The sequence below is a fragment of the Streptomyces sp. NPDC031426 genome (assembly GCF_055581585.1).
Genome location: NZ_JBVIJE010000035.1, coordinates 24,451 through 51,257, shown reverse-complemented (window position 1 = coordinate 51,257; position 26,807 = coordinate 24,451). Strand labels below are relative to the sequence as shown.

At 70.5% G+C, this 26,807-nt stretch carries 27 protein-coding genes; 12 read left to right on the top strand and 15 right to left on the bottom strand.

The annotated features are described in order from the left end of the window. Positions 1–48: 48 nt before the first annotated feature. The gene (locus ACZ5NH_RS40120; protein ID WP_468782651.1) at positions 49–615 is read left to right on the top strand and encodes a nucleoside deaminase; all 567 of its coding nucleotides are present in this window, start codon (positions 49–51) and stop codon (positions 613–615) included. A gap of 440 nt (positions 616–1,055) precedes the next feature. On the opposite strand, the gene ACZ5NH_RS40115 is transcribed toward ACZ5NH_RS40120, so the two are convergent. After that, positions 1,056–1,622, bottom strand: coding sequence for a TetR/AcrR family transcriptional regulator (locus ACZ5NH_RS40115; protein ID WP_388624784.1), 567 nt, complete (start codon positions 1,620–1,622; stop codon positions 1,056–1,058). Positions 1,623–1,773: 151 nt separating this feature from the next. On the opposite strand from ACZ5NH_RS40115, the gene ACZ5NH_RS40110 reads away from it, so the two are divergent. Further along, entirely contained in the window at positions 1,774–3,291 is a 1,518-nt protein-coding gene (locus tag ACZ5NH_RS40110; RefSeq protein ID WP_468782678.1) for an MFS transporter, read from the top strand. Positions 3,292–3,542: 251 nt separating this feature from the next. Here ACZ5NH_RS40110 and ACZ5NH_RS40105 read toward each other — a convergent pair whose 3' ends face one another. From ACZ5NH_RS40105 to ACZ5NH_RS40075, 7 genes are all read right to left on the bottom strand, one after another. Further along, a complete protein-coding gene (locus tag ACZ5NH_RS40105; RefSeq protein WP_468782649.1) occupies positions 3,543–4,103 on the bottom strand; it encodes a hypothetical protein in 561 nt (186 codons plus the stop codon). Between the two features lie 539 nt (positions 4,104–4,642). Beyond that, on the bottom strand, positions 4,643–4,969 hold the full coding sequence (locus ACZ5NH_RS40100; protein WP_468782647.1) for an SCO5918 family protein: 327 nt from the start codon (positions 4,967–4,969) through the stop codon (positions 4,643–4,645). Between the two features lie 49 nt (positions 4,970–5,018). Next, on the bottom strand, positions 5,019–5,423 hold the full coding sequence (locus tag ACZ5NH_RS40095) for a CBS domain-containing protein (RefSeq protein WP_468782645.1): 405 nt from the start codon (positions 5,421–5,423) through the stop codon (positions 5,019–5,021). A 44-nt stretch (positions 5,424–5,467) separates the two neighbouring features. After that, the gene (locus tag ACZ5NH_RS40090) at positions 5,468–6,964 is read right to left on the bottom strand and encodes a DEAD/DEAH box helicase (protein WP_468782643.1); all 1,497 of its coding nucleotides are present in this window, start codon (positions 6,962–6,964) and stop codon (positions 5,468–5,470) included. Between the two features lie 349 nt (positions 6,965–7,313). Continuing rightward, positions 7,314–7,517 carry a cold-shock protein gene (locus ACZ5NH_RS40085; RefSeq protein ID WP_014145516.1) on the bottom strand — a complete coding sequence of 68 codons (204 nt, stop codon included), beginning with the start codon at positions 7,515–7,517 and terminating at the stop codon, positions 7,314–7,316. Positions 7,518–7,872: 355 nt separating this feature from the next. Further along, entirely contained in the window at positions 7,873–8,058 is a 186-nt protein-coding gene (locus ACZ5NH_RS40080) for a hypothetical protein (RefSeq protein ID WP_468782641.1), read from the bottom strand. Positions 8,059–8,380: 322 nt separating this feature from the next. Further along, positions 8,381–8,521, bottom strand: coding sequence for a hypothetical protein (locus ACZ5NH_RS40075; RefSeq protein ID WP_450983391.1), 141 nt, complete (start codon positions 8,519–8,521; stop codon positions 8,381–8,383). A 677-nt stretch (positions 8,522–9,198) separates the two neighbouring features. On the opposite strand from ACZ5NH_RS40075, the gene ACZ5NH_RS40070 reads away from it, so the two are divergent. The 10 genes from ACZ5NH_RS40070 (at position 9,199) to ACZ5NH_RS40025 (ending at position 19,599) form a co-directional block, all read left to right on the top strand. After that, positions 9,199–10,191 (top strand): LuxR C-terminal-related transcriptional regulator, encoded by a 993-nt coding sequence (locus ACZ5NH_RS40070; RefSeq protein ID WP_450983393.1) that lies wholly within the window; start codon positions 9,199–9,201, stop codon positions 10,189–10,191. 116 nt (positions 10,192–10,307) lie between these two features. Further along, entirely contained in the window at positions 10,308–10,772 is a 465-nt protein-coding gene (locus ACZ5NH_RS40065) for a GNAT family N-acetyltransferase (RefSeq protein ID WP_450983394.1), read from the top strand. A 212-nt stretch (positions 10,773–10,984) separates the two neighbouring features. Further along, positions 10,985–12,685 carry a class I tRNA ligase family protein gene (locus tag ACZ5NH_RS40060; RefSeq protein ID WP_468782638.1) on the top strand — a complete coding sequence of 567 codons (1,701 nt, stop codon included), beginning with the start codon at positions 10,985–10,987 and terminating at the stop codon, positions 12,683–12,685. 2 nt (positions 12,686–12,687) lie between these two features. Then, complete coding sequence (locus tag ACZ5NH_RS40055) at positions 12,688–12,990, top strand: cupin domain-containing protein (protein WP_450983396.1); 303 nt, start codon at positions 12,688–12,690, stop codon at positions 12,988–12,990. Beyond that, on the top strand, positions 12,987–14,000 hold the full coding sequence (locus ACZ5NH_RS40050; RefSeq protein WP_468782636.1) for an FAD-dependent oxidoreductase: 1,014 nt from the start codon (positions 12,987–12,989) through the stop codon (positions 13,998–14,000). Before ACZ5NH_RS40055 ends, ACZ5NH_RS40050 begins: the two co-directional genes overlap by 4 nt. Beyond that, positions 14,000–15,376: a SidA/IucD/PvdA family monooxygenase gene (locus tag ACZ5NH_RS40045; RefSeq protein ID WP_468782634.1), complete on the top strand. Its 1,377-nt coding sequence runs from the start codon at positions 14,000–14,002 to the stop codon at positions 15,374–15,376. Before ACZ5NH_RS40050 ends, ACZ5NH_RS40045 begins: the two co-directional genes overlap by 1 nt. Continuing rightward, a complete protein-coding gene (locus tag ACZ5NH_RS40040) occupies positions 15,363–16,661 on the top strand; it encodes an ATP-grasp domain-containing protein (RefSeq protein WP_468782632.1) in 1,299 nt (432 codons plus the stop codon). Before ACZ5NH_RS40045 ends, ACZ5NH_RS40040 begins: the two co-directional genes overlap by 14 nt. 22 nt (positions 16,662–16,683) lie before the next feature. Then, a complete protein-coding gene (gene panD, locus ACZ5NH_RS40035) occupies positions 16,684–17,103 on the top strand; it encodes an aspartate 1-decarboxylase (RefSeq protein WP_450983400.1) in 420 nt (139 codons plus the stop codon). Next, entirely contained in the window at positions 17,100–18,341 is a 1,242-nt protein-coding gene (locus tag ACZ5NH_RS40030) for a GNAT family N-acetyltransferase (RefSeq protein ID WP_468782630.1), read from the top strand. Before panD ends, ACZ5NH_RS40030 begins: the two co-directional genes overlap by 4 nt. Next, positions 18,331–19,599, top strand: coding sequence for an MFS transporter (locus tag ACZ5NH_RS40025; RefSeq protein WP_468782628.1), 1,269 nt, complete (start codon positions 18,331–18,333; stop codon positions 19,597–19,599). The genes ACZ5NH_RS40030 and ACZ5NH_RS40025 overlap by 11 nt, the downstream gene beginning before the upstream one ends. 88 nt (positions 19,600–19,687) lie before the next feature. Here the strand turns inward: ACZ5NH_RS40025 and ACZ5NH_RS40020 are convergent, their stop codons facing one another. From ACZ5NH_RS40020 to ACZ5NH_RS39990, 7 genes are all read right to left on the bottom strand, one after another. After that, positions 19,688–20,626 carry a hydroxyacid dehydrogenase gene (locus ACZ5NH_RS40020; RefSeq protein ID WP_468782626.1) on the bottom strand — a complete coding sequence of 313 codons (939 nt, stop codon included), beginning with the start codon at positions 20,624–20,626 and terminating at the stop codon, positions 19,688–19,690. A gap of 167 nt (positions 20,627–20,793) precedes the next feature. Then, on the bottom strand, positions 20,794–21,918 hold the full coding sequence (locus ACZ5NH_RS40015; protein WP_468782624.1) for an iron-containing redox enzyme family protein: 1,125 nt from the start codon (positions 21,916–21,918) through the stop codon (positions 20,794–20,796). Positions 21,919–21,966: 48 nt separating this feature from the next. Then, the gene (locus ACZ5NH_RS40010) at positions 21,967–22,938 is read right to left on the bottom strand and encodes an NAD(P)-dependent oxidoreductase (RefSeq protein WP_468782622.1); all 972 of its coding nucleotides are present in this window, start codon (positions 22,936–22,938) and stop codon (positions 21,967–21,969) included. Next, entirely contained in the window at positions 22,929–23,939 is a 1,011-nt protein-coding gene (gene sbnB, locus ACZ5NH_RS40005) for a 2,3-diaminopropionate biosynthesis protein SbnB (protein WP_450983428.1), read from the bottom strand. Before sbnB ends, ACZ5NH_RS40010 begins: the two co-directional genes overlap by 10 nt. Positions 23,940–23,953: 14 nt before the next feature. Continuing rightward, the gene (gene sbnA / locus ACZ5NH_RS40000) at positions 23,954–24,943 is read right to left on the bottom strand and encodes a 2,3-diaminopropionate biosynthesis protein SbnA (RefSeq protein WP_468782620.1); all 990 of its coding nucleotides are present in this window, start codon (positions 24,941–24,943) and stop codon (positions 23,954–23,956) included. Next, positions 24,940–26,202, bottom strand: a complete 1,263-nt coding sequence (locus ACZ5NH_RS39995) for an ATP-grasp domain-containing protein (RefSeq protein ID WP_468782618.1) — start codon at positions 26,200–26,202, stop codon at positions 24,940–24,942. Before ACZ5NH_RS39995 ends, sbnA begins: the two co-directional genes overlap by 4 nt. Continuing rightward, a complete protein-coding gene (locus ACZ5NH_RS39990; RefSeq protein WP_468782616.1) occupies positions 26,199–26,723 on the bottom strand; it encodes a flavin reductase family protein in 525 nt (174 codons plus the stop codon). The genes ACZ5NH_RS39995 and ACZ5NH_RS39990 overlap by 4 nt, the downstream gene beginning before the upstream one ends. Between the last annotated feature and the right edge of the window lie 84 nt (positions 26,724–26,807).

Here is a 26,807-nt window from a genome sequence, read left to right as displayed (position 1 = left end):
CTGTGTAATCGAGCCGAATACCCGAGCCGGTGCGGAGTGGAGGTCGTCATGGGTCACAAGGAGTTCCTGACGGAAGCGGTACGGCTGGCCACGGAGTCGGTGGAGCACGGCTGGGGCGGTCCGTTCGGCGCCGTGCTCACCCGGGACGGCGAGATCATCGCCCGCGGCCAGAACCGTGTCCTCCTGACCGGCGACCCGACCGCGCATGCCGAGATAGAGACCATCCGCAAGGCGTCCCAGCTCCTCAACGAGGAGGCGCCCACCATCTCGGAAGAGCACCAGAACGAGGGCACCCTGGAATACGTGCCGCGCCCCGAAGGCTCCCCCGACCCGGTCCCGGAACGGGCCCGGATGCTCCAGGGCTGCTCGATCTACATCAGTGGCGCACCGTGCCCCATGTGCATGAGCGCCATCTACTGGTCGCGCATCGACAACGTCTACTTCAGCTGCGACCTGGACGCCACGGCGAAGATCGGCTTCGATGACGCCTTCCAGTACGAGGACTTCCAGAAGCCGTGGGACCGGCGCCGGATCCACATCGAGCAGATCCACCCGGAACTGGGCGCGAGCGCATACGAAGCCTGGGAGACGAAGCCCGACCGGCACGCCTACTGATCAGAGGTCCTTTGCTGCGGGCTCCAGAATCGCCACGCACTGCGCCTCTGACCTGGCCTTTTCTGCGGCTCGCTCAGGCCGACACCTTTAGTCCGTGCTGCTCAGGGCGGAACAGACTGCGGCAAACCAGATCACTCCGAGGGATCCGCCTCGCGCGCTCCAGACCTCCATCCTCACATCATGGCCCGCACCACCTCTCCGGCCGTCAGAATGGACTCACGTGCGTCGGAGCATACGCAAGCTGGATCGACGCCTACGCCCCGCACCTGGACGTCGACTTCACTCTGATCCGCGGCGACGGCCCGCCGACCGACGGATTCAGCCAGGCCGCGTGAGCCGGCCAAGGGCCGGATGCCTGAGCCGGCCGGGCGTGTGTCGGCGAGCACCTCGCGGAGCCCTGGCACCGCGTCCGAGGGCCGATCGCGGGAACCGGGTTGAGGTCACAGCAATCGGTCGACCAGCCCGTCGATGTAGTCCGGGGTGAGCGGCACAATGCCGAACAGGACGCGGATATACATCGGGGCCAGGATGTGGTCCAGCACCTCGAACGCGTCGGGTGCGTGCTCGCCACGGTCGCGGGCGCGATCGAGCATGGACTGCAGTTGCCGGGTGCGTTCGGCGCGGAGGTCGGCACCAGCCTGCAGGCCCTGCTGACCGCGGCTCGACAGTGCGACGGCCAGATGCAGCACCGCCGGACCGTCGGGTCCGGTGATCTCGCGGGCCACTTGGGCCGCGTAGGTGCGCAGGTCGCCGGCGAGGCTCCCGGTGTCGGGCATCGGCGACTGCGCATTGAGGCGGGTGAGCGCCACGTCAGTGAGCAGGGTTTCCAGGCTGCCCCACCGGCGGTAGATGCTGCTGTCGGCTACGCCTGCGCGGGCTGCGACCTCGCCGACGGTGAAGTTGCCGTAGCCGCGCTCACTGATCAGGTCGGTGACGGCCTGGTGCACCTGCGCGCCGACGCGGGCGCTGCGCCCGCCGGGCCGCCGGGCTCGCTGTCGCTCGTTCATGCCCCCCAGCTTAACGCAGTCGAGACTTGCGTTTGCGAGGCGATCTTCCCTATAGTCATCTAACGCAGTCGCTGCCTGCTTTAGGGCACTCAGGTGTATCGCCACCCGCTTCGACCGCGACATGGCGCAACCAACGATTGAGGGGGATCCCATAGCCGCATCGCATACGACCGTAGGCAGTCGATCAAACCGGGCCGTGCCGCTCACGGTGACCTGCCTAGGCCAATTCATGGTCCTGCTCGACAACACAATCGTTGGAGCGGCACTGCCCGATATGCAGCACCGGCTGCACACTCAGCTGACCGGACTGCAATGGATCGTCGACGCGTACGTACTGCTGGTCGCCATGCTGCTGTTGTCCGGCGGTGTCTTCGCCGACCGTTTCGGCCGCAAGCGGGTGTACCTGACCGGGGTGGCGGTGTTCACCGCCGCGTCGCTGCTGTGCAGCCTCGCGCCCTCGCTCGGCTGGCTGGTCGCCGGCCGGGTGCTGCAGGGCATCGGGGCCGCGGCGCTGAGCCCTGCCTCGCTCGCCCTGCTCGCCGCCGCCTATCCCACGCCGCAAGAACGAATCAAGGCGATCGGGCTGTGGGCCGGACTCAGCGGAATCGGTCTGGCCGCAGGCCCCGTGGCCGGCGGCGTGCTGACACAAGCCTTCGGCTGGCCCGCCATCTTCCTGGTCAATCTGCCCATCGGCGTGGTCCTGCTGCTGGTCGGCCTGCGCCACCTCGGCGAGTCCCGCAACCCGAGCGCCCCCGGGATCGACATCCCGGGCACGGTGCTGTCCGTTCTGGCGGTGGGCGTACTGACCTACGGGCTGATCGAGGGCGGCGCCCGCGGCTGGACCTCACCGGTCATCCTGGGCAGCTTCGCCGCCGCGGTGATCCTCCTCGCCGCCTTCGTCGCCGTCGAAGCCCGTCGCTCCGCTCCGATGCTGCCGCTGCGGCTGTTCCGGCAGCGCCTGTTCACCGTGTCCAACACCGCCATGGTCGTGGTGGGATTCGCGCTCATGGGCTCGTCGTTCTTCTTCTCCCAGTTCTTCGTGTACGTCCAGGGCAGCTCGATCCTGCGCGCCGGCCTGCAGACCCTGCCGGTATCCCTCGCCATGGTGATCGTCAGCCCGCACGCGGGCCGACTCGCCGCCCGGTACGGCTTCCGAATCGTGGTCACCACCGGCCTGGCCCTGGCCGGCCTCGGACTGCTGGCGCTCGGCATGGTGCACGCCGACACCGGCTACGGAAACGTGTGGTGGCGGCTGGGACTCGCCGGCATCGGCTTCGCACTGGCCCTGTCCCCACTGACAGGCGCCGCCATCCAAGCAGTCAGCCCGCAGGAAGGCGGCCTCGCCTCAGGCATCAGCAGCACCACCCGGCAGATCGGCGCGGTGCTCGGCGTGGCGGTACTCGGAGCCGTCGTCCGCATCCGGCAATCCGGCGGCGCCTCCTTCGCGACCGGCCTCAACAGCGCCTTCCTCGTTGCCGGCGCCGTCACTTTGGCCACGGCCGTGTTCACCGGCCTGTGGCTGGCCAGGTCCAAGCCCGCGGAAGGCTCCGCGGCGCCGCAACGTTCCACTGATCCAGGTGCGGTCACCACGAGACCGAGGTACCGGCGGTATCGAGACGGCCCCGCGAGTGCGGCTGTCAAGCCGCTGCCCCGCAGGTACGGGTCGTAGGCGGCGTCACCGGCCCCCTGTGCGCAGGTCAGCACAGTGCCACCGTCGGTGCTCAGGAACCAGGACAGTGTGGCGAGCCCGTGCGCCCACGGGCCGCAGCCGTGCCATTACGAACCCGTCCTCTCGGCAAGGACCAACTGACCGACGCGTCCCACCACCGTCCGAGTCGTGCCAGGATTCGTTCGATCACAGGTCACTGCTCGAACGTCCCGAATGAATTCGGATGCTTGCGTGTGCCGGCTCGGCCGGAGTCAGACACTCGTCCATGCTTCGACGAAGGCGTTACGTCCGGCCGCATCGGGCGCCTTGTGGCCCGCGTGAAGAACGCGCCAGGCGGTGAGTTCCAGGTCCCGGAGCCACAGTTCGCCGATGACCTGTGTTTTGAGATCAGGGAGGTGGTCGGACTCGGCGAGCGCCTGGCCGATCACCTCTGCGGCCGCAACGCGCTGGGGAGGCGTCATCTCGTCTACGGCCGAGAGGATCTGTCCGGCCAGACCGGTTCCCTCTCCGGCCAGCGAACGCAGCACCAGGTCCTTGATATTGGTCGGCAGCAGGTAGGCGGTGCCCGAGGATCTCCACAGGTTCGACCAAAAGGATTCTCCTGCGTCGGTGGGGGCGGGGAGCGCGGCCAGCAGTCCGAGGAGATGCGCGGTGGCCGCGTAGCCATCGGAGTGGGCCGCCGCGAGGACCGCTATGCCGGCGACACGCTCCACGTCGAAACGGCCGGTTTCGAATTGTGAGGGCAGCCCCAATCTTTGTTCCAGCTGATCTGCGAGGCGGGCGGATGCGTGGGAGGGGAACTCGGGAAGCATCGGCGGTCCTTGGGCGTAGGTGGGCGGAGATACGCGCTCGGAAACCTTGGTCCTTCCCATGGCCAGGCGGCTTACACGGCTTCCGCAGGCCCAGTTGGTGGCGAGACCGACCTCGAGGGACGCTGTCACGGGCAGGCTCTTGGCATGATCATGGTTGCCGATGATGCCCAGAAGAACGAGACAGGACGGGAAGTGGTGTCTGGGGACGCCGTAGCCGGTCTCCCCGGCGGATCACATCATGGCTGCCGCGATGGTCCCTGTGCGGCCGTGGTCACCCTGACAGTGACCGGCGGTCTCCTATACAGCGCGGGCGCGGTGGTCTACGCCGTCCAATGCCCATCTGCATTTCCACGTCGCCCGGATCCAGCACGGCGTCGTGGGAGTTCCGGAGACGGGCGGGATGTACCGCGTTGCGATCGAGGACGTCAGTGCCTGGACCATGGGCGACTTCAGCTACTCCGGCCACTGACGCACCAGGACACGGCACACAGTGAGGCCCGCCCGGCACACGCCGGTCGGGCCTCACTGCTCGGTTCGGCTCACACCTGTCCGTATGTCAGGCGGGCAGGCGGAGCACCGAGCGTTGCGGACGCCCTCTGGTACGGGCCGGCCATGGGCGCGGTTGCGGCGGCGGGGCGGGTGCGGCAGGTGAAGCCGAGTTGGGTCATGGCCCTGAGGACTTCGCCGGTGCTGAAATCACGGCGGTCCTGGCGGGTGATGACCTGGCCGACCTGCTTGGCGGGGTAGTGGCGTCGTCCGATGATGACAAACTCACCGGTGACCGGCTCGGGTCTGACGCCCTTCATCGATTCCACCACGCCGCTCTTGGTCAGGTCGAACGGGAAGCGGGCGATGACACAGCGCATGATGCCTCCAGGGAGACGAGAAGACGGGGCCGGGTGGGGTGAGGGCGGTTCAGCGGGAAAGGGCGAAGGCGCTCAGAGCGTTGCCGTGTTCGTCGGCCACGGGTGCGGCCCCGAGCCAGCGGCAGCGCATCGCACGTTCGGCTTCGGCCCCAGTGGTCAGCGGCGGGGCGAAGGGCCCGATGACGTCGGCGATGTCCCGCAGGCGGATCCGGTCCGTGTATCCGGAGCCGTCACGAACGGCCGTGAGCCCGGCCCGGGTGACCAGGCCGGTGCGCAGACCGTCCTCGTCGCAGACCGCCAGATGACCTGTACGGGCGGCGGTCATCACGGACAGTGCCACCTCCACGGTCATGTCCTCCCAGACCTGCGGTCCGGCCGTGTCCATGGTGTCGGCCACCGTGCCGTGCACGGGGTGGGCACTCGCCGGGCGGAACTGCGTCTGGTCCAGCGTCAAAGGGTGCCTCCTGCGGAGTTGGCGGGCTTCCTGATCACGAAGGCCTATGCAGCCGCACCCGCGGTGGACTGCCGTACGGGCGCACGGCGGGCCGCCGAGACGGGGCGGCGTCGGCCGCGTGAGGTGGCGCCGCGCTTCTTGGGGCGTTCGACCACCGGTGCGGTGATGACGACCGGGATGCCGGAGGGTGCCTGGGCGCCGGTGATGCGGTGCAGAGCCTCTTCGCCGGCGCGGACCCGGGTGGTCTGCGGGACGATGCCGGCCGCTGCCATGAGGCGAGTCAGGGCGTGGCGCTGGTTGGGGGTGGCCAGGGTGACGACACTGCCGGACTCTCCTGCGCGGGCGGTACGGCCGCCGCGGTGGAGGTAGTCCTTGTGGTCGGTCGGCGGGTCGACGTTGACGACCAGGTCGAGGTTGTCGACGTGGATGCCGCGCGCCGCAACATTGGTCGCTACCAGTACGTTGACGTGCCCGCTCTTGAACTGTGCCAGCGTGCGGGTGCGCTGCGGCTGGGACTTCCCGCCGTGCAGGGCGGCGGCCCGTACCCCGTTGTTCAGGAGGTGCTCGGTGAGGCCGTCGACGGCGTGCTTGGTGTCGAGGAACATGATCACGCGGCCGTCGCGTGCGGCAATCTGGGTGGTGGCCGTGTGCTTGTCGGCGCCGTGAACGTGGAGCACGTGGTGCTCCATCGTCGTGACCGCGCCGGCCGAGGGGTCGACGGAGTGCACGACGGGGTCGCTGAGGTAGCGGCGCACGAGCAGGTCGACGTTGCGGTCGAGAGTGGCGGAGAACAGCATGCGCTGCCCTTCGGGGCGGACCTGGTCGAGGAGGGCGGTGACCTGCGGCATGAAGCCCATGTCGGCCATCTGGTCGGCCTCGTCGAGGACGGTGATGGAAACCTGGTTCAGCCGGCACTCGCCACGATCGATGAGGTCTTTGAGGCGTCCCGGCGTGGCGACGACGACCTCGGCGCCACCGCGCAGCGCGCTCGTCTGCCTGCCGATCGGCATTCCGCCCACCACCGTGGCCAGCCGCAGCCTCACGGAGCGGGCGTACGGGGCGAGCGCGTCGGTGACCTGCTGCGCCAGTTCACGCGTGGGTACGAGGATCAGCCCCAGCGGCTGCCTGGCCTCGGCGCGCTGCCCGGCCGTACGGGCCAGCAGCGCCAGCCCGAAAGCGAGGGTCTTGCCGGAGCCGGTGCGGCCACGGCCCAGTACGTCCCGGCCGGCGAGGGAATTCGGCAGGGTCGCGGCCTGGATCGGAAAGGGCACGGTCACGCCTTGTGAGCCGAGCGCAGCCAGCAGTGCCCCGGGCATGTCGAGATCGGCGAAGCCCTTTGCGGCGGGAAGCGCGGGTGTGATCGTCCTGGGCAGCGCGAACTCCCCCTGGACCGCGGCGGGCCCGCGGCCGTAACCACCGGAGCGGCTCAGCCCGCCGGAGCGGCTCCTGGCCGACGAGCCGAATCGGCTGCCGCCCCTGCCGGAGTCGGTACTGCCGTTACGGGTGCGGGCGAAGCGGTCGTTCGTGCGTGTGCGGTTCATGCGGAACCTTCCTCGATACGGCACATATCAAGGAATTCCCGCAGCAATGAGCAGCAGAGAGAATTGCAAGAATGGACCGGTGGGATGCGAGAGCGAATCTGGCCGACGGAAAATCCGTGCGGGCACAGGCGCTGGAATGAGTGGCGCGAAGCGGACGCAATGTCCGGGCGTCCGCTGCTATGAAGCCCATGAAGGGATGCGTGCACCCCTGAAGGATGCTCCGTATGCGGTGAGCCTACGGGTTTCCTGCTTGTCGTCCGCAGGCAAGACCACTGCGGGAAAATGCGAGCAGCTGGGGCCCGCACCCCGAAGGACGCGGGCCCCAGCTACAAGTACGCGACAGTCGGCGTCAGGCGAGAACGATGTTCTCGGCCGTCGGGCCCTTCTGGCCCTGAGCGATGTCGAAGGTCACCTTCTGGCCCTCCAGCAGCTCGCGGAAACCCTGGGCGGCGATGTTCGAGTAGTGGGCGAACACATCAGCGCCGCCACCGTCCTGCTCGATGAAGCCGAAGCCCTTTTCCGCGTTGAACCACTTCACGGTGCCAGCAGCCATGTCATTTCTCCTTTGGGGCAGTGCATCGGGATCCGCACTGCGCGGACCCCGTGTCGCCGCGATGATCAGCCCGTCCGGAAAAAGACCGGATAACAAAAGCGCTTCCAACGGCACAGGCGCCGCCCGGAGGACACTTGGAGTTTTGGGAACCACAACTGCAACTGAGATCGACAGTAGCACGCCGCAGCGGCCTGTGTACGGCGAAGAATCCCACTCCACTTAAAGCGGTAGAGAATCTGTCTGCCTGTTCCGTTGAAATCTCAGCTCGCGGGCACAGATATTTGCCCAGCCGGAGCGTAACGTTTCAGGGAGCATTGGCGGCCAGATCGAAGACCATCAAGGACCAGACCGTCGATCAGCTCGGGGAAGCAGCAGCATCCTGGTGCGGCAACGCCGTGCGCGCGAGGAGATGGACCGGCTGATGGATCAGTACCTGACCCTCGACGACCTTCACCAGCGGGAACGCGTCCTGGGGCAGGTGGTGCAACAGGGCCGAGGTCAACACCGCGGTCAGGCAGTCGCTGTCGGCCTTGCGTTCCAAGCCGGTCCGTCTCGGGCCGCCCGCCCGCGAGTACCCCGGCCTGGACGCGGGTGCGTTCGGGCCTTCGAGGGGCTGACTGCTGTGGCCCGCACCGGCGCGGTCCGCTCCACAGCTCTCGGCCCCGACCACGACCCGGTGTGGTACCACTCCGACCGCACCGTCGCCTGGTTCCGGCCCACTCCGGACGTCGCCTCGGAGGAACAGTCACGTGCGCGCAGCGGCACCCGACTGAGTCCGGGTGCGGTGATCGCCGCGCATGTGGTCCCCAGTCACCGTCTGCGCGTGACGCCACCCGGAACAGCAGCCGGTCGGGGTGGGACCGTCACTGCCAGCCGGCCGAGTGCGCCACCACGTACGTCGCGGACCTGCCGTTGGCGGACAGGGCGGTGTGGGCGCCCCACGCACCGGCGAGGGTAGCCGCGGAGGCGAGGGCTGCACAGACGAGCAGGGCGAGGCGGTTCACAAGAAGCTCCAGAAGAATCGCGCAGATGAAGGGCGTCCACATACTGGACGACCGACGGCGCCCCGGCCATCAAGATCGCCTGGCAGCCTGATGACCCGGCAGGACCCTGCCAGGGGACCGCTGGCACGGTGCTGTCACTGTCATGAAGGTGACCGGTCCGGCCATCGACAGGAAGCGCCAGAAGCACGCAGGCTTTCCGATGGCGCCGCACCGCGCGCCGCTTCGACTCGGAGGAGTGCAACCGCCTTGTTCCTGATCCATGTGCGGCTGCGGGCAGTCTCCGCACCCCCCGACGGCCCGCCGTTGGCCGCATCCGCACGGCACGGCCCCGTCCTGACCGAGGCCTGCATCGAACACGTGACCGGGGATCCGGGATGGCGGTCCGGAACCGCAACGCTCACCCTGTTCGTCCGGGCGCCCACGCTCGAACTGGCGGAGGCCCGGGTCAGCTCGGCATGCCGCGCCCTGATCACCGCACCGTGGGCGGTTCGTACGCTCTGGCCGGGGATCGTGAGCGAGTACTACGAGGGGCGACTCGGTCCGCGTCACCGGCAGCCGCTGCCGTTAACCGCTATCTGTCCCCATTGGAGCCCCCGTGGCCCCGGCTTTCGACACGACGGCATGTTTACCCCGCATCCGTCTGCAGGATAATCAGTCCCCGCACAAAGGGGGAATGCATGCTTGAAACACTTGGCCTCGACGAACTCTCGGAACGCACCTATCAGTTGATGCTGGCCGACCCCGGCATCAATGTGGAGGGCATAGCGCGTCTGGCCGGCGCCAGCCCGAACAAGGTGCGCGAGGCCATGGACCGGTTGGCCGCGCTGTCGTTGCTCCGCGTACCCGTGGACGAGGACAGTCCGGTGCGCCCGGTCAGCCCCGAGTACGGGCTCGAGGCCCTGCTCGCGCGACAGCAGGCGGAGCTGATGGAACGACAGCACCAGATCGAGCGGAGCAGGGCGGCCGCTGCGGCGCTGATCGCGAAGTTCGCCCACTTGCACCGGCCCGCCGCCGACCCCTACATCGAGCATCTCGACGGCGTGGAAGCGGTACGGGAGCGGCTGACCAAGCTCACCGAGGACGTGCGCGACGAACTACTGGCCTTCTGTCCGGGCAGGGCCCAGAGCGAGGAGAACCTCAACGCGGCCCGGCCCCTGGACGAACGACTGCTCGGGCGCGGAGTGCGCATGCGGACGCTGTACGTCGACAGCGTCCGCGGTCACGCTCCCAGCGTCGCCTACGCCACGTGGCTCAATGCCCACGGCGGCCAGACTCGTACCACCGCCACACTGCCCCTGCGTATGATCATCGCGGACCGGAAGTTCGCGCTGGTACCCGCCAACCCGGACCGCAGCGAGGAGGGCGCGGTGCTGCTCCACGGGCCGGGGGTCGTGGCGGCGCTCTGCGCGCTCTTCGAGCACCTCTGGGTGACGGGGACGCCCCTGCTCGACTCCTTGCCCGAGGACGGCGAGCAGTTCGGCCGGCAGGAGCTGGAGATCCTCAGGCTCCTCGGCCTGGGGCTCACGGACGAGGCGGTGGCGGTGCGGCTCGGGGTGTCCGTGCGGACGACGCGCCGCATCACGGCCAAGGTGATGGAACGGCTGGGAGCAAGGAGCCGGTTCCAGGCGGGCCTGCGGGCGGCCGAACTGGGCCTGCTCCGAAGTTACTGACGGCGGACAGTCCCGCCGCCACAACGCCCTCGTCGAACAACACGCTCAGCACGCAGCGGCTCTCGCCGCCATTAATTCCATTCCGTCCACGCTGTTCCACATTTCCGACCATGGGAGTGATTCACATATCTCAGATCACCGTCCGCGCCGTCCGGCCCGAGGATTTCCCGCAGTGGCGCGCCCTTTACCGCGGGTATGCGGATTTCTACAAGGTCGAGCAGACCGAGGAAGCCGCCGCGACGGTCTGGTCGTGGGTGAACGACACCGCCCATGAGGTCAACGCGCTCGTGGCCGAGGACGCCGACGGCCGGCTCGTCGGCCTGGCCCACTACCGTCCGTTCGCCCGGCCGCTGTCCGCGACGGTCGGTGGCTTCCTCGACGACCTGTTCGTGGCACCCGAGAGCCGTGGTTCGGGCGCCGCGGACCTGCTGCTCGCCGCCCTGCGGGAGATCGCCCGGGAGCGCGGCTGGAGTGTGGTCCGGTGGATCACCGCCGACGACAACCATCGGGCGCGCTCCAAGTACGACCAGGTCGCGACACGGACCATGTGGGTGACCTACGACATGGCACCTGGCCTCTGATCTTCTCGGTACCTGTTCGTCCAGACGCGTTCGGCGCCTCCGTTCCGGGGGCGCCGAACGTGTCTCCGGCGGGTCCGACTGGCAGCCCCCTGCCATGGCCTTTAGGTGAACCGGCAACCACTCGACACGCCGTATCCCTCTTCGGCAGAGTCCTCGGCAGAGCGCATCGCTCAATTCCCTCCGAAGTCTCGGCATTTGAGGAATCTGCCATTATGAACTGCCCTTCCGCACGCCTGCGCGGAATTTCCCGGTCTGGCGAGCGGTACTTCCTCGCCCCGGTGTGCCTGGTGCCCAACGGCCGTGCACATCTGGGTCACATCGCCGGCCCGCTGCTGCGCATGGACGTGCTCAAGCGGTACCTGCGGTGGAGTGGAGCCGACGTGGCGATGGTCGCTACCAGCGACTCCCACGAGTCCCACGTCGCGATCCGGGGCCACCTGGAGGGTCGTAGCTCGGCCGAGGTGGCCCGTGACTACCACGAACAGATTCGGGGCGACTTCGCCGCGCTGCTGCTCGAGTACGACGACTTCATCGACCCGCTGAGCCCCGAGTGGGCCGAACGCTACGCCGAGGTCAACCACGCCATCCTCGACGAGGTCGTGGCGGCCGGCAGCACCCGGATGCGCACCGACCGGATGCCCCGCCTGACCGCGATCGCGGACGGCTCCGCCGCGCCGGCCACCGGGCCTCAGGTCGGCGACATCGTCAGCAGCGGATGGCACCAGGGACGATGCCCGGACTGCGGCGAGGGCATGACGGGCTACTCGTGCGAGGGCTGTGGCGGGCTGCACGCCCCGGACCAGGTCCTCGACGTCCGCACCGCGCACTTCGACGGCGAGCTCGTCTTCGACGACGTACAGGTGATGCACCTGGAGCTCGCCGACGGGCCGGCCCGGGTACGGGCAGCGGCCGAAGCGGCCGGTGTCCGCAGCGACTTCCTCGCGCTGCTCGACCGCTACCTGGAGCGCAACGGCACCGACGTGCGGCTGACCGTGCCCAGCAGGTGGGGTGTCCCCCGTACGGATGAGGGCCTCACCGAGGACCAGGTGATCTGGCACGGTGCCACGCTGCAGATCGCCTGCCACTACCTGGCCGCGCAGCGCTACAGCGAGCTGACCGGGCACGAGTACCCGCTCGCCCAGGGCTCCGACATCACCACGGTGGTCGGGTTCGGCATCGACAACGCGCTCCCCTACCTCGTGGGCGGGCTGGGCGCGATCCTGGGCCAGGAGAAGTTCAAGGCCATCGATCACTACCTGATCAACTACTTCTACCGGCTCGCGGGGGCGAAGTTCTCCACCAGCCGCCGCCATGTGATCTGGGCGGGGGACCTGATCGGGACCGGCGGCTCGGACCCCGACCTGGCGCGCCTGTACCTGTGCTTCCGCAACCCGGAGTTCGAGTCCGCGAACTTCGACCCCGAGGAGTTCGTCTCGTTCCACAACGAGACGGCCCTGGAGATCAACAGCGGTGTCACCGAGGCCCTGGGCGTCATCGGCGACCGGCGCGTCATGCCGAGCCGCTGGGACCGCGCCTTCCTTGCCGGGCACCTGGAGCGCCTGTGCAGCGCGCTGGACCTGGACGGCCACAGCGTCACCGGCGCCCACCGGGTGCTCAGGGAGTGGCTCGACCATGGTGAGCAGCTGCGCGCCACCCCCGCTGGAGCGGCTGTGTTCCTCATCGGACTGTCGCACCTGGCTCTGCCGCTGATGCCGCGCTTCTCGACCTCACTGTGGCAGTTCCTCACCGGGCTGGAGTCACCGGCACTCGACGACCTGGAGGCGGTGCTCGCCGACGGGCTCGACCCCGAGCGCCTGAGCGGTGCCCGGCCGCCGGTACTGGAGATGCTCGACCCGGACCGGTTCGCGCAGTGCGTGTCCCTCAACGGCGTCCTGATGAGCGCGGGGGCCTGACCATGTCGCATGACGAATACACCACGCATGTGGAGATGGAAGCCACCGCGATCGGCATCAACTTCGGGTCGATGCTGCTGACGGTGGAGCCGGGCGGCCGTACTGAGGGCCACTCGCACGAAAGCGCCGAGGTCTGGGTCACGGACGCGGGCGCCGGCTACGTGGAACTGCCTGAGGGGCGACGCCTCGAGATGCGTCCCGGCACGCCGGTGGAGATCCCGGCGCGCGCGTTCCACACCGTGTACTGCACCAGTGACGAACCCCTGGTCTTCCTGGCCTTGTGGTGGAAGCGGCTGCCGCGATGAGGGTCGCCGTCATCGGCGCGGGCGCCGTCGGACTCACCGTGGCGGACATGCTCGCGCAGTCGGATGCAGTGGCCGCGGTCCACCTCTTCGACCGGCAGCCCCAGGCGGCCGGCGGTGCGACCTCGTACGCGGGCGCCAGCGACGTGCCGCACGGCTGGACGGACCGGCACCGCCGGATCATCGAGACCAGCATGGAGTGGCACCGTGCCGTCGGCGCGGACCTGGCCGACGAGGACCAGTACCGCCACCGCACCGGCACCTTCTGGCGCTCCGACGACGAGCGCGGCGACGCCCGGATCCTGGGGTTCGCGTACGACACGCCCGTCCTGACGAACGACAGGCGCACGGGCGCCCGCGGTCTGCTCGGCGACGGGTACGTGATCGCGCCCGGCCGCCTCGCCCGTGTCCTGCTGCGCCGCTTGCGCGGCAGCGGGAAGTTCACGGCCCGGTTCGGCACCGCGGTCGAGGGGCCCGCCGGGCTCGCCGACGGGACCGTCGTGGACGCCTCGGGCGGCCGGCACGACTTCGACGCCGTCGTGGTGGCGGCCGGGCCGTGGGTCAAGGAACTGCTGGGCGGCCTGCCCGGGCTGTCCGGCCTGCGCACCAAGCAGGTGTACGGCTACCGCTTCACCGGCGACCCGCTGGATCCGCTGACCGGCACCGTCGTCGACCTGGAGCACGGCGCCTTCCTGTTCCCCCAGCCGACCGTGCCGGGCAGTTACGCCATGAGCATCAAGTGCGACGTGTACGACGTCCCTGTCGCCGAGGGCGCGCCCTCCGCCGAGGCGGACGAGGCGGCCTGGACGGTGGCCCGGACCCACCTGGGCCCGCAGGCACGCCTGACCGCCCGCCGGATCTTCGTCGACACCTACACCGACGGCAGCGTCCCGCTCGTCGCGGACCTGTCCGGCAAGCGCCGGCTGGTCTGCGTGTCCGGCACGCACGGGTCCGGGATCCGCCTCGCACCCGGCCTGGCCCGCGAGGCCTGCGACTTGCTGGGAGTGACCTGATGTCGTTCCATCCGCAGCTCGCCGAGGCGGCTCTGTACGACCTGGTGATCGTGGGACTCGGGCCCAAGGCCGTGGCGGTCTGCGCGAAGGTCGCGGCCGTCCGCGAACTCGGCCTCGGCGCGCCGCGCGTCCTCGTGGTCGAGCAGTACGACGCCGGAGCCCACTGGAGCGGCGACAACGGCTTCACCACCGGCAGCGAGAGGCTGGGGACCCGCCCGGAGAAGGACATCGGCTTCCCCTATCGCAGCGTCGAGACGTTCGAGCTGCTCGGCGCGGACATCGACCGGCTGATGATGCGCTACAGCTGGCAGTCCTTCCTCTCCGACACCGGCCGCTTCGGCGACTGGGTCGACCAGGGCTGCCCCGCGCCCCCGCACAAGCTGTTCGCCGCCTACCTCGCCTGGGTGGTCCGGGCCTGCTCGGACCATGTCGAGATCCGCCGGGAGCGGGTCGTCGCGCTCGACCGTCACGACGAACACTGGCTGGTCCGTACGTCCGCCGGCGACGGCCCCGCCCACGGGGACGGGATACGGGCCCGTGCCGTCATGATGACCGGCCCCGGAACCCCGCGCCGGCTCGCCCCGGCCTCGTTCGAACACCCCCGGCTGGTCGACGCGAGCGCCCACCGGCCGCGGCTGCGGCAGCTCCTCGCGGAGCGGCCCTGCACGCGGGTGGCGGTCGTCGGCGCGGGCGAGTCGGCGGCCAGCCTTGCGCTCTTCGTCCAGGAGAGCGCGCCCGAAGCCCGGGTGGAGCTGTTCGCGCCCAACGGCGTGCGCGTCCGTGACGAGTCCGACGAGGTCAACCGCACCTACACTGCCGGCTCCGCCAGTGGCTGGGCGGGGCTCTCGGAACAGGAACGCAGGACCTTCATCGCCCGCACCGACCGAGGCGTGGTCTCCCCCGCCCTGTCCGAGCGGCTGAGCCGGGCGATCGGCGGGCGGGTGCGCCGTTGCAGCGTCCGTTCCGTCCGCGGTGCCGCAGGCGAACCGGACGTCCTCGAACTGCACGGTGACGAGGGTCTTCTGGGCTCCTTCGACCTGGTGCTCAACGCAACCGGGTTCGATCCGTGGCAGCAGCTCGACGCGCTCCTGTCCCCGGCGGCTCGTTCCTGGCTCTCCGACGGGGTGCCAGGCGGTCTGGACCTCCGCGCTGCGCAGCGCCGCATCGGGTCGGCGCTGGGTTTCGCCGGCCTGCGGCCGCGCCTGTACGTACCGGCCCTGGCCGGTGTCACCCAGGGTCCGGGTTTCGCCAACTTGAGCTGCCTGGGGCACATGTCCGACCTGGTCGTGCGGGACCTGCTGGAGCACCTGCCCGCTCCCGACGCCGGCCCCGCCGACCACATCACCATGAAGGAGGTCCTCTATGCCCGGCGTTGAGGGCGGATCCCCGGTCGCCGCATCCCCGCCCCCCGGGATCACGACGCCCGAAACCCCGCTGGTCGCCTTCGTCGAGGCCGCCACCACCGGCAGCGGCCTGCGGCTGCTCGCCCACGCCGAGGCCACCGGGGCCAACCCCGTGTTCCTGACCACCGACACAGGCAAGTACGCGGGCGCCCCCGGACACGAGGTGCTCGACGTACTCGCCCGCGACGGCCGTCTGGTCCTCTGCGCGTCCCTCGACGAGCCGGCCGTGCCCGCGGCCCTGGCCTCCTCGGGCCTGCTGCCCAGGGTCGTCGGCGTGGTCTGCGCCGCCGACCGCTTCCTGCTGACGGGTGCCGCGATCGCGCAGGCCGCCGGAACGGACCTGTTCGACGTCCATGCCGCGCAGGTCATCCGGGACAAGCGCCGGATGCGCGACCTGCTGGACCGCCTCGGCATCCGCAACATCGCCTGGGCGGACGCCGACTCCGCCCGGGCGGCGCACGATTTCGCGGAGCGGGTGGCGGGGCCGGTCGTACTGAAGAACGTCCGCGGCAGCGGCAGTCAGCAGGTCATCTACGCGTCCACGCCCGGGGAAGCCCGCGCCGCGTACGACGAGCTGGCGCGGGAGGACCGCTACCTGGCGGGCGAGCTCATGCTGGAGGAGTTCGTCAACGGCCCGCTGGTCAGCCTGGAAGGCTTCGTCCTCGACGGCCGCTTCGCGTCCCTGGGCGTCACAGACCGGGAGTTCGGCGCGCTGCCGTTCTTCGTGGAGGTCGGGTGGACCTTCCCCGCCCCGCAGCCCGAGGACGTCGTCCGGCAGATGGAGGACACCGTCCAGCGCGTCGTCGACGCGCTGGGGATCCGGGGCGGCCCGCTGCACGTCGAGTTCATGCTCTCGGCGGACGGACCGGTACTCGTCGACTTCAACGCCCGCATGCCCGGAGGTCTGATCACTCCGATGCTGCAGGAGGTCTACGAGGGCCGGTACTACGAACTGGTCCTGGCGTCCGTCACCGGCACCCCGGTCCGGCTGCCGTCCGGGCCGGGCAGGCACGGCGCGATCCGCAAGGTGTTCCCCTCCTGCGGCGGCACGCTCACCGGACTCACCGGGCTCGACACGGCGGCCACCACCCCCGGGGTGCGGGAGGTGACCAGCGTCGCGTCCATCGGGACGGCCGTGGCACCCCCGCGGGACTACCGCGGCTCCCTGTTCCACCTCTGGGGCGTCGGGGACTCCGCCGCCCACGCCCGGCAGACCCTCCTCGACGCCGCGGCGGCCGTCACCGTCGAGATCTCCTGAACCAGCCCCGAAAGGAACCACCATGTTTCGCACCATGTTCAGCGCGAAGATCCACCGGGCCACCGTCACCCAGGCCGACCTGCACTACGTGGGCTCCGTGACGATCGACCGCGACCTCCTGGACGCCGCCGACCTGCTTCCCGGCGAGAAGGTCGCCATCGTCGACATCACGAACGGCGCGCGGCTGGAGACGTACGTCCTGGAGGGCGAACGCGGCAGCGGGGTCATCGGCATCAACGGCGCCGCCGCCCACCTGGTGCACCCCGGCGACCTGGTCATCATCATCGCCTACCAGCAGGTCCCGAGCGACGCCGCCAAGGACTTCGTGCCCCGTGTGGTCCACGTCGACCAGGACAATCGCGTGGTCCATCTCGGGGCGGACGCCGCGGAGGCCGTGACGGACGGCGTCGAGCGGTCCCCGTTCACGACGGCCCGCCCGTGACCGGCCCCGCCGGCGACGTGCCCGCGCCCCCGGCCGCCGCGGCGGCCGGGCGCCGCCCCGGTGGTCTTCGGGTGCACCGCTTCGAGTCCCTGGCCGAAGTCCCGCAGGACCTGTGGGACAGCCTTGCCGTGAGCGACTCCCTGTACGTCTGCGCACCGTGGACGAAGGCCCTCAGCCGGTCCAACCCCGCCCTGCCGATCGTCTTCTGGGCGGTGGCCGACGGCGACGGCTGGATCGCGGGTACGCCCGTGCACCTCTTCGACGCCGCACCGCCGAGCCCCACGTACAGCCCGTGGGTCCTGCACCCGGGTCTGGCCGACGACGCCGACCGGATCCGCGCCCTGCCGCACGCACTGGTAGGCACGCGCAACGGCCAGGGCAACGGCCTGCTCCGGTCCCCGGCGGGACGGCTGTCCGAGGCCGCCTTCGACGGGGCCGTCGCCGCCCTCGTCGCCGGGATCCGCGCGGGCCACCCGGACCGCGTGATCGCCTGGACGTACGCCCCGCCGCGGTTCGCCCGCCGCGTCTCGGCCGCCTTGCCGGACTCGGTGGTGCTGTTCGCGGACGTCACCGCCGAGATCCCGCTGCCGGGCCCCGGGGCCGACTTCGCCAACCACCTGGCCGCCCTGCGGGGCAGCAGCCGCCGACGGGTCCGCGCCGACCTCAAGCTCATCGAGGCCGTCGGCGGCGTCGGGACCCCCGAAGTCGATCCGGCCGTGATCGAAGCGCTGTGCGACGACCTCGCGCCGCTCCTCGGCAACGTCATGCGCCGCCACGGCCACGAACCGGACGTCCCCTCGCTAGCGCGTTACCTGCGCGCATGCGCCGCACCGGAACTGCGTCCCGCGCTGTTCACCGTCCGGTCGGGGGACCGGATCGTGGCGTTCTCGCTGTGCGTGCGCCACGGGGAGGAGATGTCCGTACGCGTCGTCGGGCTCGACCATGCCGCGTTGGAGGAGCGCGACGCCATGGACTACGCGCACGTCTCCGTCCACGGGCCGGTCGCACACGCCCTGCGCATCGGGGTCCGCAGGATCGACCTGGGCGTCGGCACACTGGACGCCAAGCTGATGCGCGGTGCCCGGCCGCGGGCCCTGACCACCGTCGTGGCAATCCCGGCCACCGCCCCGTACCGCCTGGCACCCGGGCTGGAGCGGGCCCGCCTCCCTCTCCTGACCGAGCAGAGCCGCGTCATGGCCTCCTTGCGGCTCGAAGACTGGGACGACCTTGAGATCTGACAAGACCTCCGCCGTGTGGGACAACTTCAACCGCTTCTGGGCCAGCCAGTCCTGCGCCCAGGCCGCCGGCCAGGTCCTCTACTTCGCCTACCCGTTGCTCGCCGCGTCGTTGCTGGAGCTCGATCCCGCGCAGATCGCGATCACGACATCCCTGCAGTTCCTGCCGACCCTGCTGATGACGCCGGTCGGCGGTCTGATCGTCGACCGCGTCAACAGGCGCCCGCTGCTGCTGTTCTGCCACCTCGGCAGGGCCGGGCTGCTGGCGGCCGCGGCAGTGGCGGCGGCCGCGGACCAGCTGCCGACCGTGCTGTTCTGGGCCCTGGTGGCCTGTACCGGCGCGATCTCCTCCGTGGCGGACCTGGCGACGCTCGCGGTGATCCCGCAGGTGTCCCCCGAGGGCGAGATCCTCGCGGCGAACTCGAAGATGCAGCTGACCCTCTCCGTTGCGCAGGTGCTCGGCCCCGCCGCGGCGGGCCTGCTGATCGGCCTGTCGGGGGCGGGCGTGCTCGGCGTCGTGGCGGGCGTCTTCACCGCCGGGGCGCTGCTCAGCCTGCGAGCCCGGCTGCACACCGAACTCCGGGCGACGACCGACGAGCCCTGGCGGACCCGGTTCACCCGGGGGGCGCACGAGGTGCGCCGCAGTCCGCTGCTGCGGGCGCTGCTCGTCCAGGGGGCCCTGTTCAACTTCTTCGAGCAGGCGCTGATCACGCTGTACCTGGTCTTCGCCCTGCGGACCCTGGGCATGTCCACATCTGCGGTCGGCATCCTGCTCGGCGTCGGCGCGGTCGGCTCCGTCGCCGGCGCCGCCGTGGCCGCACGCCTCTCGGCCCGGGTGCGGCGCACCCGTCTGGTGGCCCTCGCCATGGGGTTCGCCTCGATCGCGCCGTGCGTGCTGCCGCTCTCTCCGCACGGCTCGCCGTTCCTGGCCGGGGCGATGGCCGCCGTCGCGTTCCTCGCGTACGGGGTCGGTCTCACCGTCTACAACGTGCACTCGATCGCGATCCGGCACGAGAGCGTCGAAGCCGAGTACCAGGGGCGGGTGGGCGCCGTGTACCGCTTCTTCGCCTTCGGGGGCACCGCCCTGGGCGCCGCCTTCGCCGGCTGGCTCACCACCTGGTGGGAGCCGCAGTCGGCGATGTGGGTCCCGTGCGGTGGGCTGCTGGCCGCCCTGCTGCTGTTCGTTGGCTCCCTTCGCCGGATCGAAGCGGTCGGCCCGGCCGGGGACCGGACCCCGGAGGGTGCCGGGGCTCCGGCCTGACCGGAAGCGCCGCGCCCCGGCCGTCCCTCCCGAACGGAGGGACGGCCGGGGTGCTCCGGCGTTTCGGGGGTCCTCCCGCCGGCCGTTCTCAGAACGCGGGATCCGGAGCGCTTCCCGTCAGCACCTGGCGTACCGCCCGTACGGCCTCCCGGCCCGCGCGTTCCTGGGCCTGGGCGGTGCCCGAACCGATATGCGGGGTGGCGATCACGTTGGGCAGCCCGAGGAGGGGCGAGGAGAGGGGCGGCTCGAACTCGAACACGTCGAGTGCGGCCCCGGCCATCCGCTGTTCCTTCAGCGCCCGGGCGAGCGCGAACTCGTCCACGATGCCGCCGCGGGCCGTGTTGACCAGGCGCAGGCCGGGCTTGGCCCAGGACAGCTCCCGCTCGCCGATCAGGCCGCGGGTGGCGTCGGTCAGCGGCACGTGGACGGTCAGGACGTCGCTCTGCCGGAGCAGTTCCTCGAGCGACACGGCCTGCGCGCCAGTGCGTTCCAGGGCGTCGGCGTGTACGTGCGGGTCGTGGGTCAGGACGTGCATGTCGAAGGCGCGCAGCCGGGTCGCGACCAGCTCTCCGACCTTGCCGAGGCCGAGGATGCCGACGGTGCGGCCGGCCAGTTCGACGCCCTGGAAGTCGGCGCGCCGCCACTGCCCGGCGTGCACGGACGCGGACGCCGGGAGAACGGAGCGGGCCAGCGCGATGACGAGTCCGACGGTGAGCTCGGCGACGCTGACCACGTTGGAGTACGGGGCGTTGGCGACGGTGACGCCCGCGCGGGCGGCGGCCGCCACGTCGACGTTGTCCAGTCCGACGCCGGCCCGGGCCACGACCCGGAGCCGCGGGGCCGCGTCGAGGACCTCCTGGTCGACCCGGGTGGCGCTGCGGATGAGCAGGGCGGACGCCTCCGGGACGGCGGCGAGCAGCTGGGCGCGGTCGGCTCCGGTGCAGTGGCGCACGTCGAAGTCGGTGGCGAGTTCTGCCGTCAGGTGCGCGGGGAGCGGGTCCGCGACGAGGACGACGGGTGCGGGCACTTGTGTTCCTTCCCGAAGCGGGTGGGGCGGGGGGGGGGGGGGGGGGGGGGGGGGGGGGGGGGGGGGGGGGGGGGGTGGGTGTTTTTTTCTTGCGGGGGGGGGGGGTGGCGCTTTCCCCTTCCCCCCCCCCCCCCCCCCCCCGCCCGGGCGTTGCTGCGGAGCCGTCGTCAGGCGGCGTTCTCCGTCGGCATGGCACGAAGGAAGCCGAGCATGCGGTCGAACTGGCGGCGGCCGGTCTCCGAGGCCAGGTGCGCGCCGTACACGATGTCGTTGATCTCGTCGGGGGTGAGCTGCGGACGCTGCAGGCGCATGCCGTCGGACAGTTCGCGGCTGTGCCGGGGGTCTATCGCCACGTGCGCGGTGAAGTAGATGCGCTTCTCGTCGTCGAGGAGGCCGACGCGGGTCATGCCTTCCAGGATCCGGACGAAGTGCGGTTCGACCCAGCTCTCGAAGACGAGGAAGCAGCCGTACGCCATCATCTTGCGCGCGGGGCGGGTGAGCAGCGCGGCGTTGGTGTTGGAGGTCAGCTTGCCGAACCAGGGGTGGCCGACCCGGTACCGGTCAAGGGTGTTCCAGCCGTCCTCGGTCGCCTCCAGCAGGCGGCGGAGCCAGTAGGTGTGGAAGTTCTCCAGCTTGCCGCGGCCGCACTCGTCCCAGAGGTTGGCGGCGGCGACGGCCTTCATCATGCCCTGCAGGCCGACGACGAGGAGTGCCACCTCGTCGTCCACGACCTCGTTGCGGATCGTCTCGCACAGCAGGAAGCGTTCGATCTGCTCGCGCGAGGCCTCGTCGCGGATGAAGTCGAAGAGCGGGTGGACCACGCCGGGGTTGGTGGCCGCCAGCTCGTCGAGGTGGTCCGCCGCCTCCAGTTGGTCGGTGAAGGTGGGCAGGTCGCCGAGGGCGGCCCAGTGGTCGAACAGCTCGCGCTCCAGGGCGACCTTCGCGGCGAACTGGGCGATCTCGGCGGCGTCGTCGGTGTGCCGGGTGAAGGCGCCGTCGCGGTAGCCGAAGGAATGCGCGTAGATGGAGCCGAGGTGGCTGTGCAGGAAGCGGCCGTGGGCCTCGGGGTCGTGCCGGAGTCCTTCGAGGATCGCCTGCTGCTTCTCGGGCGTGGCGGCCATGAAGTCGGTCAGCTCGGGGTCGAAGCCCTCGAAGTGCTCGACCGGCGGCCAGTAGTACTCGTACAGGCGCAGCGCCTCGTCAGCCGGCGTCTTGAGGCTCCTGGTGAGGGAGGAGGGCTTCTGCTGCTTGATGGCGCGCTCGGAGGCGGTCGTCTCGGTGCTGTCGGACATCAGGGGTGTCGTTCCTTGCGTAGATGGGTCGGGGCAGTGGCATGGGGGTCAGGCGGGTGTGGGCGGGCGCCGGCCGTCGAGCACCGCCAGGATGTTGTCGACGGCGAGGGCGCCCATGGCCTGCCTGGTGTGTGTGGTCGCGCTGCCGAGGTGGGGGGTCAGCAGCGCGCGTTCCTGTGCGAGGAGCGCCTGGTTGACGGACGGTTCGTGGGTGTGGTGGTCGACGGCCGCCGCGAACAGGGCGCCCGAGCCGAGGGCCGCGGCGAGCGCGTCCTCGTCCACCACTCCGGCGGTGATGCTGACCACCACGGCACCGGCCGGCAGCAGAGCCAGGCGCCGGGCGTCGAGCAGGCCGCGGGTCTGCTCGGTGAGCGGGCAGCTGACGATCAGCAGCACCGACTCCTCCAGCAGTTGCTCCAGCGGGCGCCAGACCGCGCCGGAGGCGTGCTCGTCGGGGAGCGGGGAGCGGTTGTGGTAGCCGATGCGCAGGCCGAAGCCCCGCGCCCGGCGGGCCACCGCCCGGCCGATCTCGCCCATCCCGAGGATGCCGAGCCGGGCTCCGGACAGTTCCAGCCCGAGCAGGAAGTTCGGCGCCCAGTTCCAGGGGCCGGCGGAGCGGACCGTGCGCTCGCCCTCGCCGATGCGCCGGGCGGCACCCAGCAGCAGGGCCAGCGCGAGGTCCGCGGTGGACTCCGTGAGAACGCCGGGGGTGTTGGTCACCTGGACGCCCCGGGCGGCGCAGGCCTCCCGGTCGATGTTGTGCAGGCCCACGGCGTGGTTGGCGACGACGCGCAGCCCCGGGCCGGCGGCCGCGAGAAACTCTTCGTCCACCCGGTCGTCCGGGGTCGTCAGCACCGCCGCCTTGCCCCGTACCGCCTCCAGGAGCCGGTCTCGTGGCATCACCGCGTCGCTGTCGTGCAGCTCCACGGTGCAGTGGGCGGTGAGCCTGTCGAGGATGCCGGGGGCGAGACGGCGGGTGACCAGGACCCGTTCCCGGCTGCCGGTACCGGTCAGCTCCATCGCTGGGTCTCACCGAAGAAGTCCGCGACGGAGGTGGCCTGGCCGGTCTCGACGGCCCGGCGGTGCACGTAGGCGCCGACGGCGAGGTCGAGCACGCCCAGTCCGAACGGCGAGAAGATGCGGGGGCGGTCCGCTCCCAGGGTGACTTCGCCCTCGATGACCTGGGCCAGGACGCCGGACACGAAGTCGCGGTTGCCGCTCTTGAGCTCCGCGAGGTGCGGGGAGGTCTGGGCGGTCAGGCAGTGGTCGACGTCGTCCAGAACGTTGTACGAGGACAACACGATGTCGGCGGAGATGTCCCGCAGCGAGATGTTGAGGACCACCTGGCCGGCGGCGAAGGAGTCGATGCCGGTGATGTACGGCTCACCGGCCGTGGTGGCGAGCACGACCACGTCGGCGCCCTCGAGGGCGTCCGGCAGGCTGCCGGACACAGACGCGGCGAGACCGATTCCCTCGCGGATGTGCGTGGCCAACGATCCGGCGTAGTCGGGGACCTGGTCGTACAGGGAGAACTCGCCGACCGACCAGCCTTCGGCGGCGAAGAACTCGACGATGTTGCGGGCGATGATGCCGGAGCCGACCACGGCGATCTTCTCGGCCTCGGTACGGCCGAGAAGCCGCGCCGCGCCCAGCACGGCGGAGGCCGCCGTGCGCGCCGCGCTGATCTGCGAGGCCTCCAGACAGGCGAAGGGGTAGCCGGTGGCGTAGTCGTTGAGCAACAGGACGGCCGACGCCCGGGGGATGTTGTTCTGGATGTTCTCGGGGAAGCTGCCGATCCACTTGATGCCCGCGACATCCGTGTCGCCGCCCAGGTAGGCGGGCAGGGCGATGATCCGTGCGCTCGGCTTGTCGGGGAAGCGCAGGAAGTAGCTGTTGGGGTTGATCGAGTCGCCCCGGTGGTGGGCGAGGTACGCGTCGCGGACCACCGAGACGAGTTCGGAGCGGGACTCGCTGATGATCTTGCGGGCGGCGGTGCCGCCCACCACGTCGAACTCAAACATCTGTTGCATCGCTCCTAAAGCGGTACGGGAAGCTGGGGCTGTTCGACGGGTTCGAGTGCCTCGACGCCGAAGCGTTCGGCGACCCACGTGTCGTCGTACACGGTGGACAGGTAGCGGTCACCGAGGTCGGGCGAGAGAGCCACGGTCCGTGATCCGGCGGGAATGACGTCGGCCCGCTCGAGCACGGCGGCCAGCACGGAGCCGGTCGAGCCGCCGACGAGGATGCCGTGGCGGCGGGCCGTGGCCCGGCAGGCCCGGACCGCGTCCCGCTCGTCGATCAGAACGACCTCGTCGACCAGTTGCGGCTGCAGGAGTTCCGGGCGCTGGCTGGTGCCGAGTCCCGGGATGTACCGGGTCCGGCTGGGTCCGCCGAAGGTGACGGAGCCCTCCGTGTCGACGGCGATGATCCTGGTGCGGGGCGAGTAACGGCGGAAGTACTCCGCGCACCCCATGAGGGTTCCGGTGGTGCCCGCCCCGATGAACAGGTAGTCGATCGCGGCGATCTTTGCCATGGTGGACGCGGCGGTGCGCACCGAGTGGATGCGGAGGTTCGCCTGGTTCCCGTACTGGTTGGTCCACAGCAGGTCCGGGTCCTCGGCGACCATGGACTTGATGAGGGCGATCCGGGAGCCGAGGTACCCGCCGTTGGCGTCCCGCTCGTCCACCACGAGCACCTGGGCACCCAGGGCCTTCATGGCCGCCACGTTCTGCGCCGACGCGTTCGGATCGGTGACGCAGGTGAACTGGTAACCCTTGGCGGCGCACACCATGCTCAGCGCCACGCCCAGGTTCCCCGACGACGACTCGATCACCCGGCCGCCGGGGCGGAGGAGACCTTGGAACTCGGCGTCCGAGACCAGTCCGACGGCGGTCTTGAGTTTGATGGAACCGGCCGGGTTCAGGCCCTCGATCTTGAGGAACAGTTCGCTGCCCGGCAGTTCACCGGGAAGGCTCAGGAAGATGTCATCCGTGATGAGGTCGAAGGCCTTGTCGTGAATGGTCACGCTCGTGCGTCCCTTCCCGGTGCTGTACGGGCCTGGTCCTCCGTCGTGATGGTGAGGGTGCGCCGCACGTGGGCGAGGGCCTCCTCAAGCTCTTCCGGTGACGCCGCGGACAGCACCGCGAAGCCGGTGCGCTGCCCGGAGGACGAGGTCTCGCCGATGCGGTCGCCGACCGCCGCGGAGACGCCGGCGTCCACGACGGCGGGGTGCGCGCGCACCTGCTCCAGGCCCTGGACGGCCACCACGGTGCCGGGCTCGGAGACGACGAAGTGGCTCGCCGCGTACCGGACGGGCGCCTGCGGCGCAGGAGGCAGCTGCGCTCCGACGGCCAGGCGTACGACTGCTTCGAACCAGTCGATCCCGTAGGCGAGCGAGCAGAGGTCCATGAGGTAGTCGCCCGGGGTACGGACCGCCACCTCCATCACCTGCGGGCCGGACGCGGTCATCCGGAACTCCAGATGGACCAGGCCGGTGCGCATGCCGATCGCCTCGATCACGGACTCCCCCAGGGCGTCCACGACAGCGGCCTCCTGCGCGGGCAGCCGCACGGCCACCCGGTGGGTGAGCTCGACGAAGTTGGGCGGTCCCGTCGTCTCCTTGGCGGTGAGGTTGGCGAACCACACCTTGCCGTCCTGGACCAGCGCTTCCCAGCTGTACTCGGGCCCCTGCGCGGCGGTCTCGACGAGCAGCAGCCCCTCGGCGCCGCGGCGGGCCGCGGTCTCCTGGTACGCGGGCAGGTCCGGGACCAGCTCCACTCCCTCGCTGCCGGCGGACGACAGCGGCTTGACGATGACCGGGAAGCGGGTGGAGGCCCACGGTGCGGCCTCGGTCAGGGCACCGGTGAGACGGTAGTCGGGCTGTCCGATGCCGTGGGCCCGGAAGCGGCCCCGCTGCAACGCCTTGTTCCGGGAGATCGACGCCGCCTGGAGGGACGGCCCGGGCAGCCCCAGACGGTCCTGGAGCAGGGCGGCCGCCAGCACGTGCGACTCGGTGAAGGCCAGTACGCCATCCGGCCTGCGCCGCTGGGCGGCTTCGTAGGCGGATTCGGCCCACAGCTCGTCCAGGGCACCGTACTGGCCCTGGCTCAGCTCCAGTTCGTCGACGAGACCACGGGCTTCGTCCGCCCGGGACTCGGCCTCGATGGCGCGGACGCGCAGACCGAGGCGGTGCGCGGCCCGGACGTAGGGCCGGCCCATCAGGCCGACTCCGATCAGCAGGAGCTCGGGGGCGGCGGCCGGTTCCGCGTGGGGTTTGTCGCTCATACGGCAGGTTCCTCTGACGTGTTCCAGGCGCCTTCGAAGAAGATCAGAGGCCTGCCGGCGTTCAGCACCCCGGCGTCCAGAACCTCGCCGAACACGACGTAGTGGTCGTCGCGGGTCAGTACGTCCGAGACCCGGCAGTCGATGTAGCCGAGCGCCTCCGACAGCACCGGAGCGCCGGTCGTGGCGGTCGTCACCGGTGTGCCGGAGAAACGGTCGTGGTCGGAGCGCCAGAACCGCTCGGCCGCCGCCCGCTGCCCGTCGGCGAGGAAGCTGGCGGCGAAGATGCCCGACTTCTCGATGTCCGGCCAGGTGCGGGACCCGGTGCTGATGCAGAAGAGCACCGTCGGCGGGTCGAGGGACACGGAGGTGAACGAATTGACCAGTACGCCCACGGGACCCCGGTCACTCTGGGAGGCGATCACCGCGACCCCGGTGGCGAACTTGCCCAGGACACGGCGCAGAGGCGGCTTGGCAGCGCTTCCGGCTGCGGGAGGGGACAAGGCGGCGGCACTTGTCGTCATGTTTGACTCCTTGAAGTCCGGTGCCGACGGGCGCCCGGCGTGGTTGGCGCGCAGGACCGGCAGGCTCCGCGCGGCAGGTGCGCG

Excerpts from the sequence above, each read along its gene's own strand:
- ACZ5NH_RS40105 (WP_468782649.1), bottom strand. The coding sequence starts at position 4,103 with ATGCTTCCCGAGTTCCCCTCCCACGCATCCGCCCGCCTCGCAGATCAG.
- ACZ5NH_RS40060 (WP_468782638.1), top strand. The coding sequence starts at position 10,985 with ATGAACTGCCCTTCCGCACGCCTGCGCGGAATTTCCCGGTCTGGCGAG.
- ACZ5NH_RS40050 (WP_468782636.1), top strand. The coding sequence starts at position 12,987 with ATGAGGGTCGCCGTCATCGGCGCGGGCGCCGTCGGACTCACCGTGGCG.
- ACZ5NH_RS40090 (WP_468782643.1), bottom strand. The coding sequence starts at position 6,964 with ATGAACCGCACACGCACGAACGACCGCTTCGCCCGCACCCGTAACGGC.
- ACZ5NH_RS39995 (WP_468782618.1), bottom strand. The coding sequence starts at position 26,202 with ATGAGCGACAAACCCCACGCGGAACCGGCCGCCGCCCCCGAGCTCCTG.
- ACZ5NH_RS40085 (WP_014145516.1), bottom strand. The coding sequence starts at position 7,517 with ATGGCTGCTGGCACCGTGAAGTGGTTCAACGCGGAAAAGGGCTTCGGC.
- ACZ5NH_RS40070 (WP_450983393.1), top strand. The coding sequence starts at position 9,199 with ATGCTTGAAACACTTGGCCTCGACGAACTCTCGGAACGCACCTATCAG.
- panD (WP_450983400.1), top strand. The coding sequence starts at position 16,684 with ATGTTTCGCACCATGTTCAGCGCGAAGATCCACCGGGCCACCGTCACC.
- ACZ5NH_RS40100 (WP_468782647.1), bottom strand. The coding sequence starts at position 4,969 with ATGCGCTGTGTCATCGCCCGCTTCCCGTTCGACCTGACCAAGAGCGGC.
- ACZ5NH_RS40055 (WP_450983396.1), top strand. The coding sequence starts at position 12,688 with ATGTCGCATGACGAATACACCACGCATGTGGAGATGGAAGCCACCGCG.
- ACZ5NH_RS40040 (WP_468782632.1), top strand. The coding sequence starts at position 15,363 with ATGCCCGGCGTTGAGGGCGGATCCCCGGTCGCCGCATCCCCGCCCCCC.
- ACZ5NH_RS40120 (WP_468782651.1), top strand. The coding sequence starts at position 49 with ATGGGTCACAAGGAGTTCCTGACGGAAGCGGTACGGCTGGCCACGGAG.
- ACZ5NH_RS40015 (WP_468782624.1), bottom strand. The coding sequence starts at position 21,918 with ATGTCCGACAGCACCGAGACGACCGCCTCCGAGCGCGCCATCAAGCAG.
- ACZ5NH_RS40115 (WP_388624784.1), bottom strand. The coding sequence starts at position 1,622 with ATGAACGAGCGACAGCGAGCCCGGCGGCCCGGCGGGCGCAGCGCCCGC.
- ACZ5NH_RS40045 (WP_468782634.1), top strand. The coding sequence starts at position 14,000 with ATGTCGTTCCATCCGCAGCTCGCCGAGGCGGCTCTGTACGACCTGGTG.
- ACZ5NH_RS39990 (WP_468782616.1), bottom strand. The coding sequence starts at position 26,723 with ATGACGACAAGTGCCGCCGCCTTGTCCCCTCCCGCAGCCGGAAGCGCT.
- ACZ5NH_RS40010 (WP_468782622.1), bottom strand. The coding sequence starts at position 22,938 with ATGGAGCTGACCGGTACCGGCAGCCGGGAACGGGTCCTGGTCACCCGC.
- sbnB (WP_450983428.1), bottom strand. The coding sequence starts at position 23,939 with ATGTTTGAGTTCGACGTGGTGGGCGGCACCGCCGCCCGCAAGATCATC.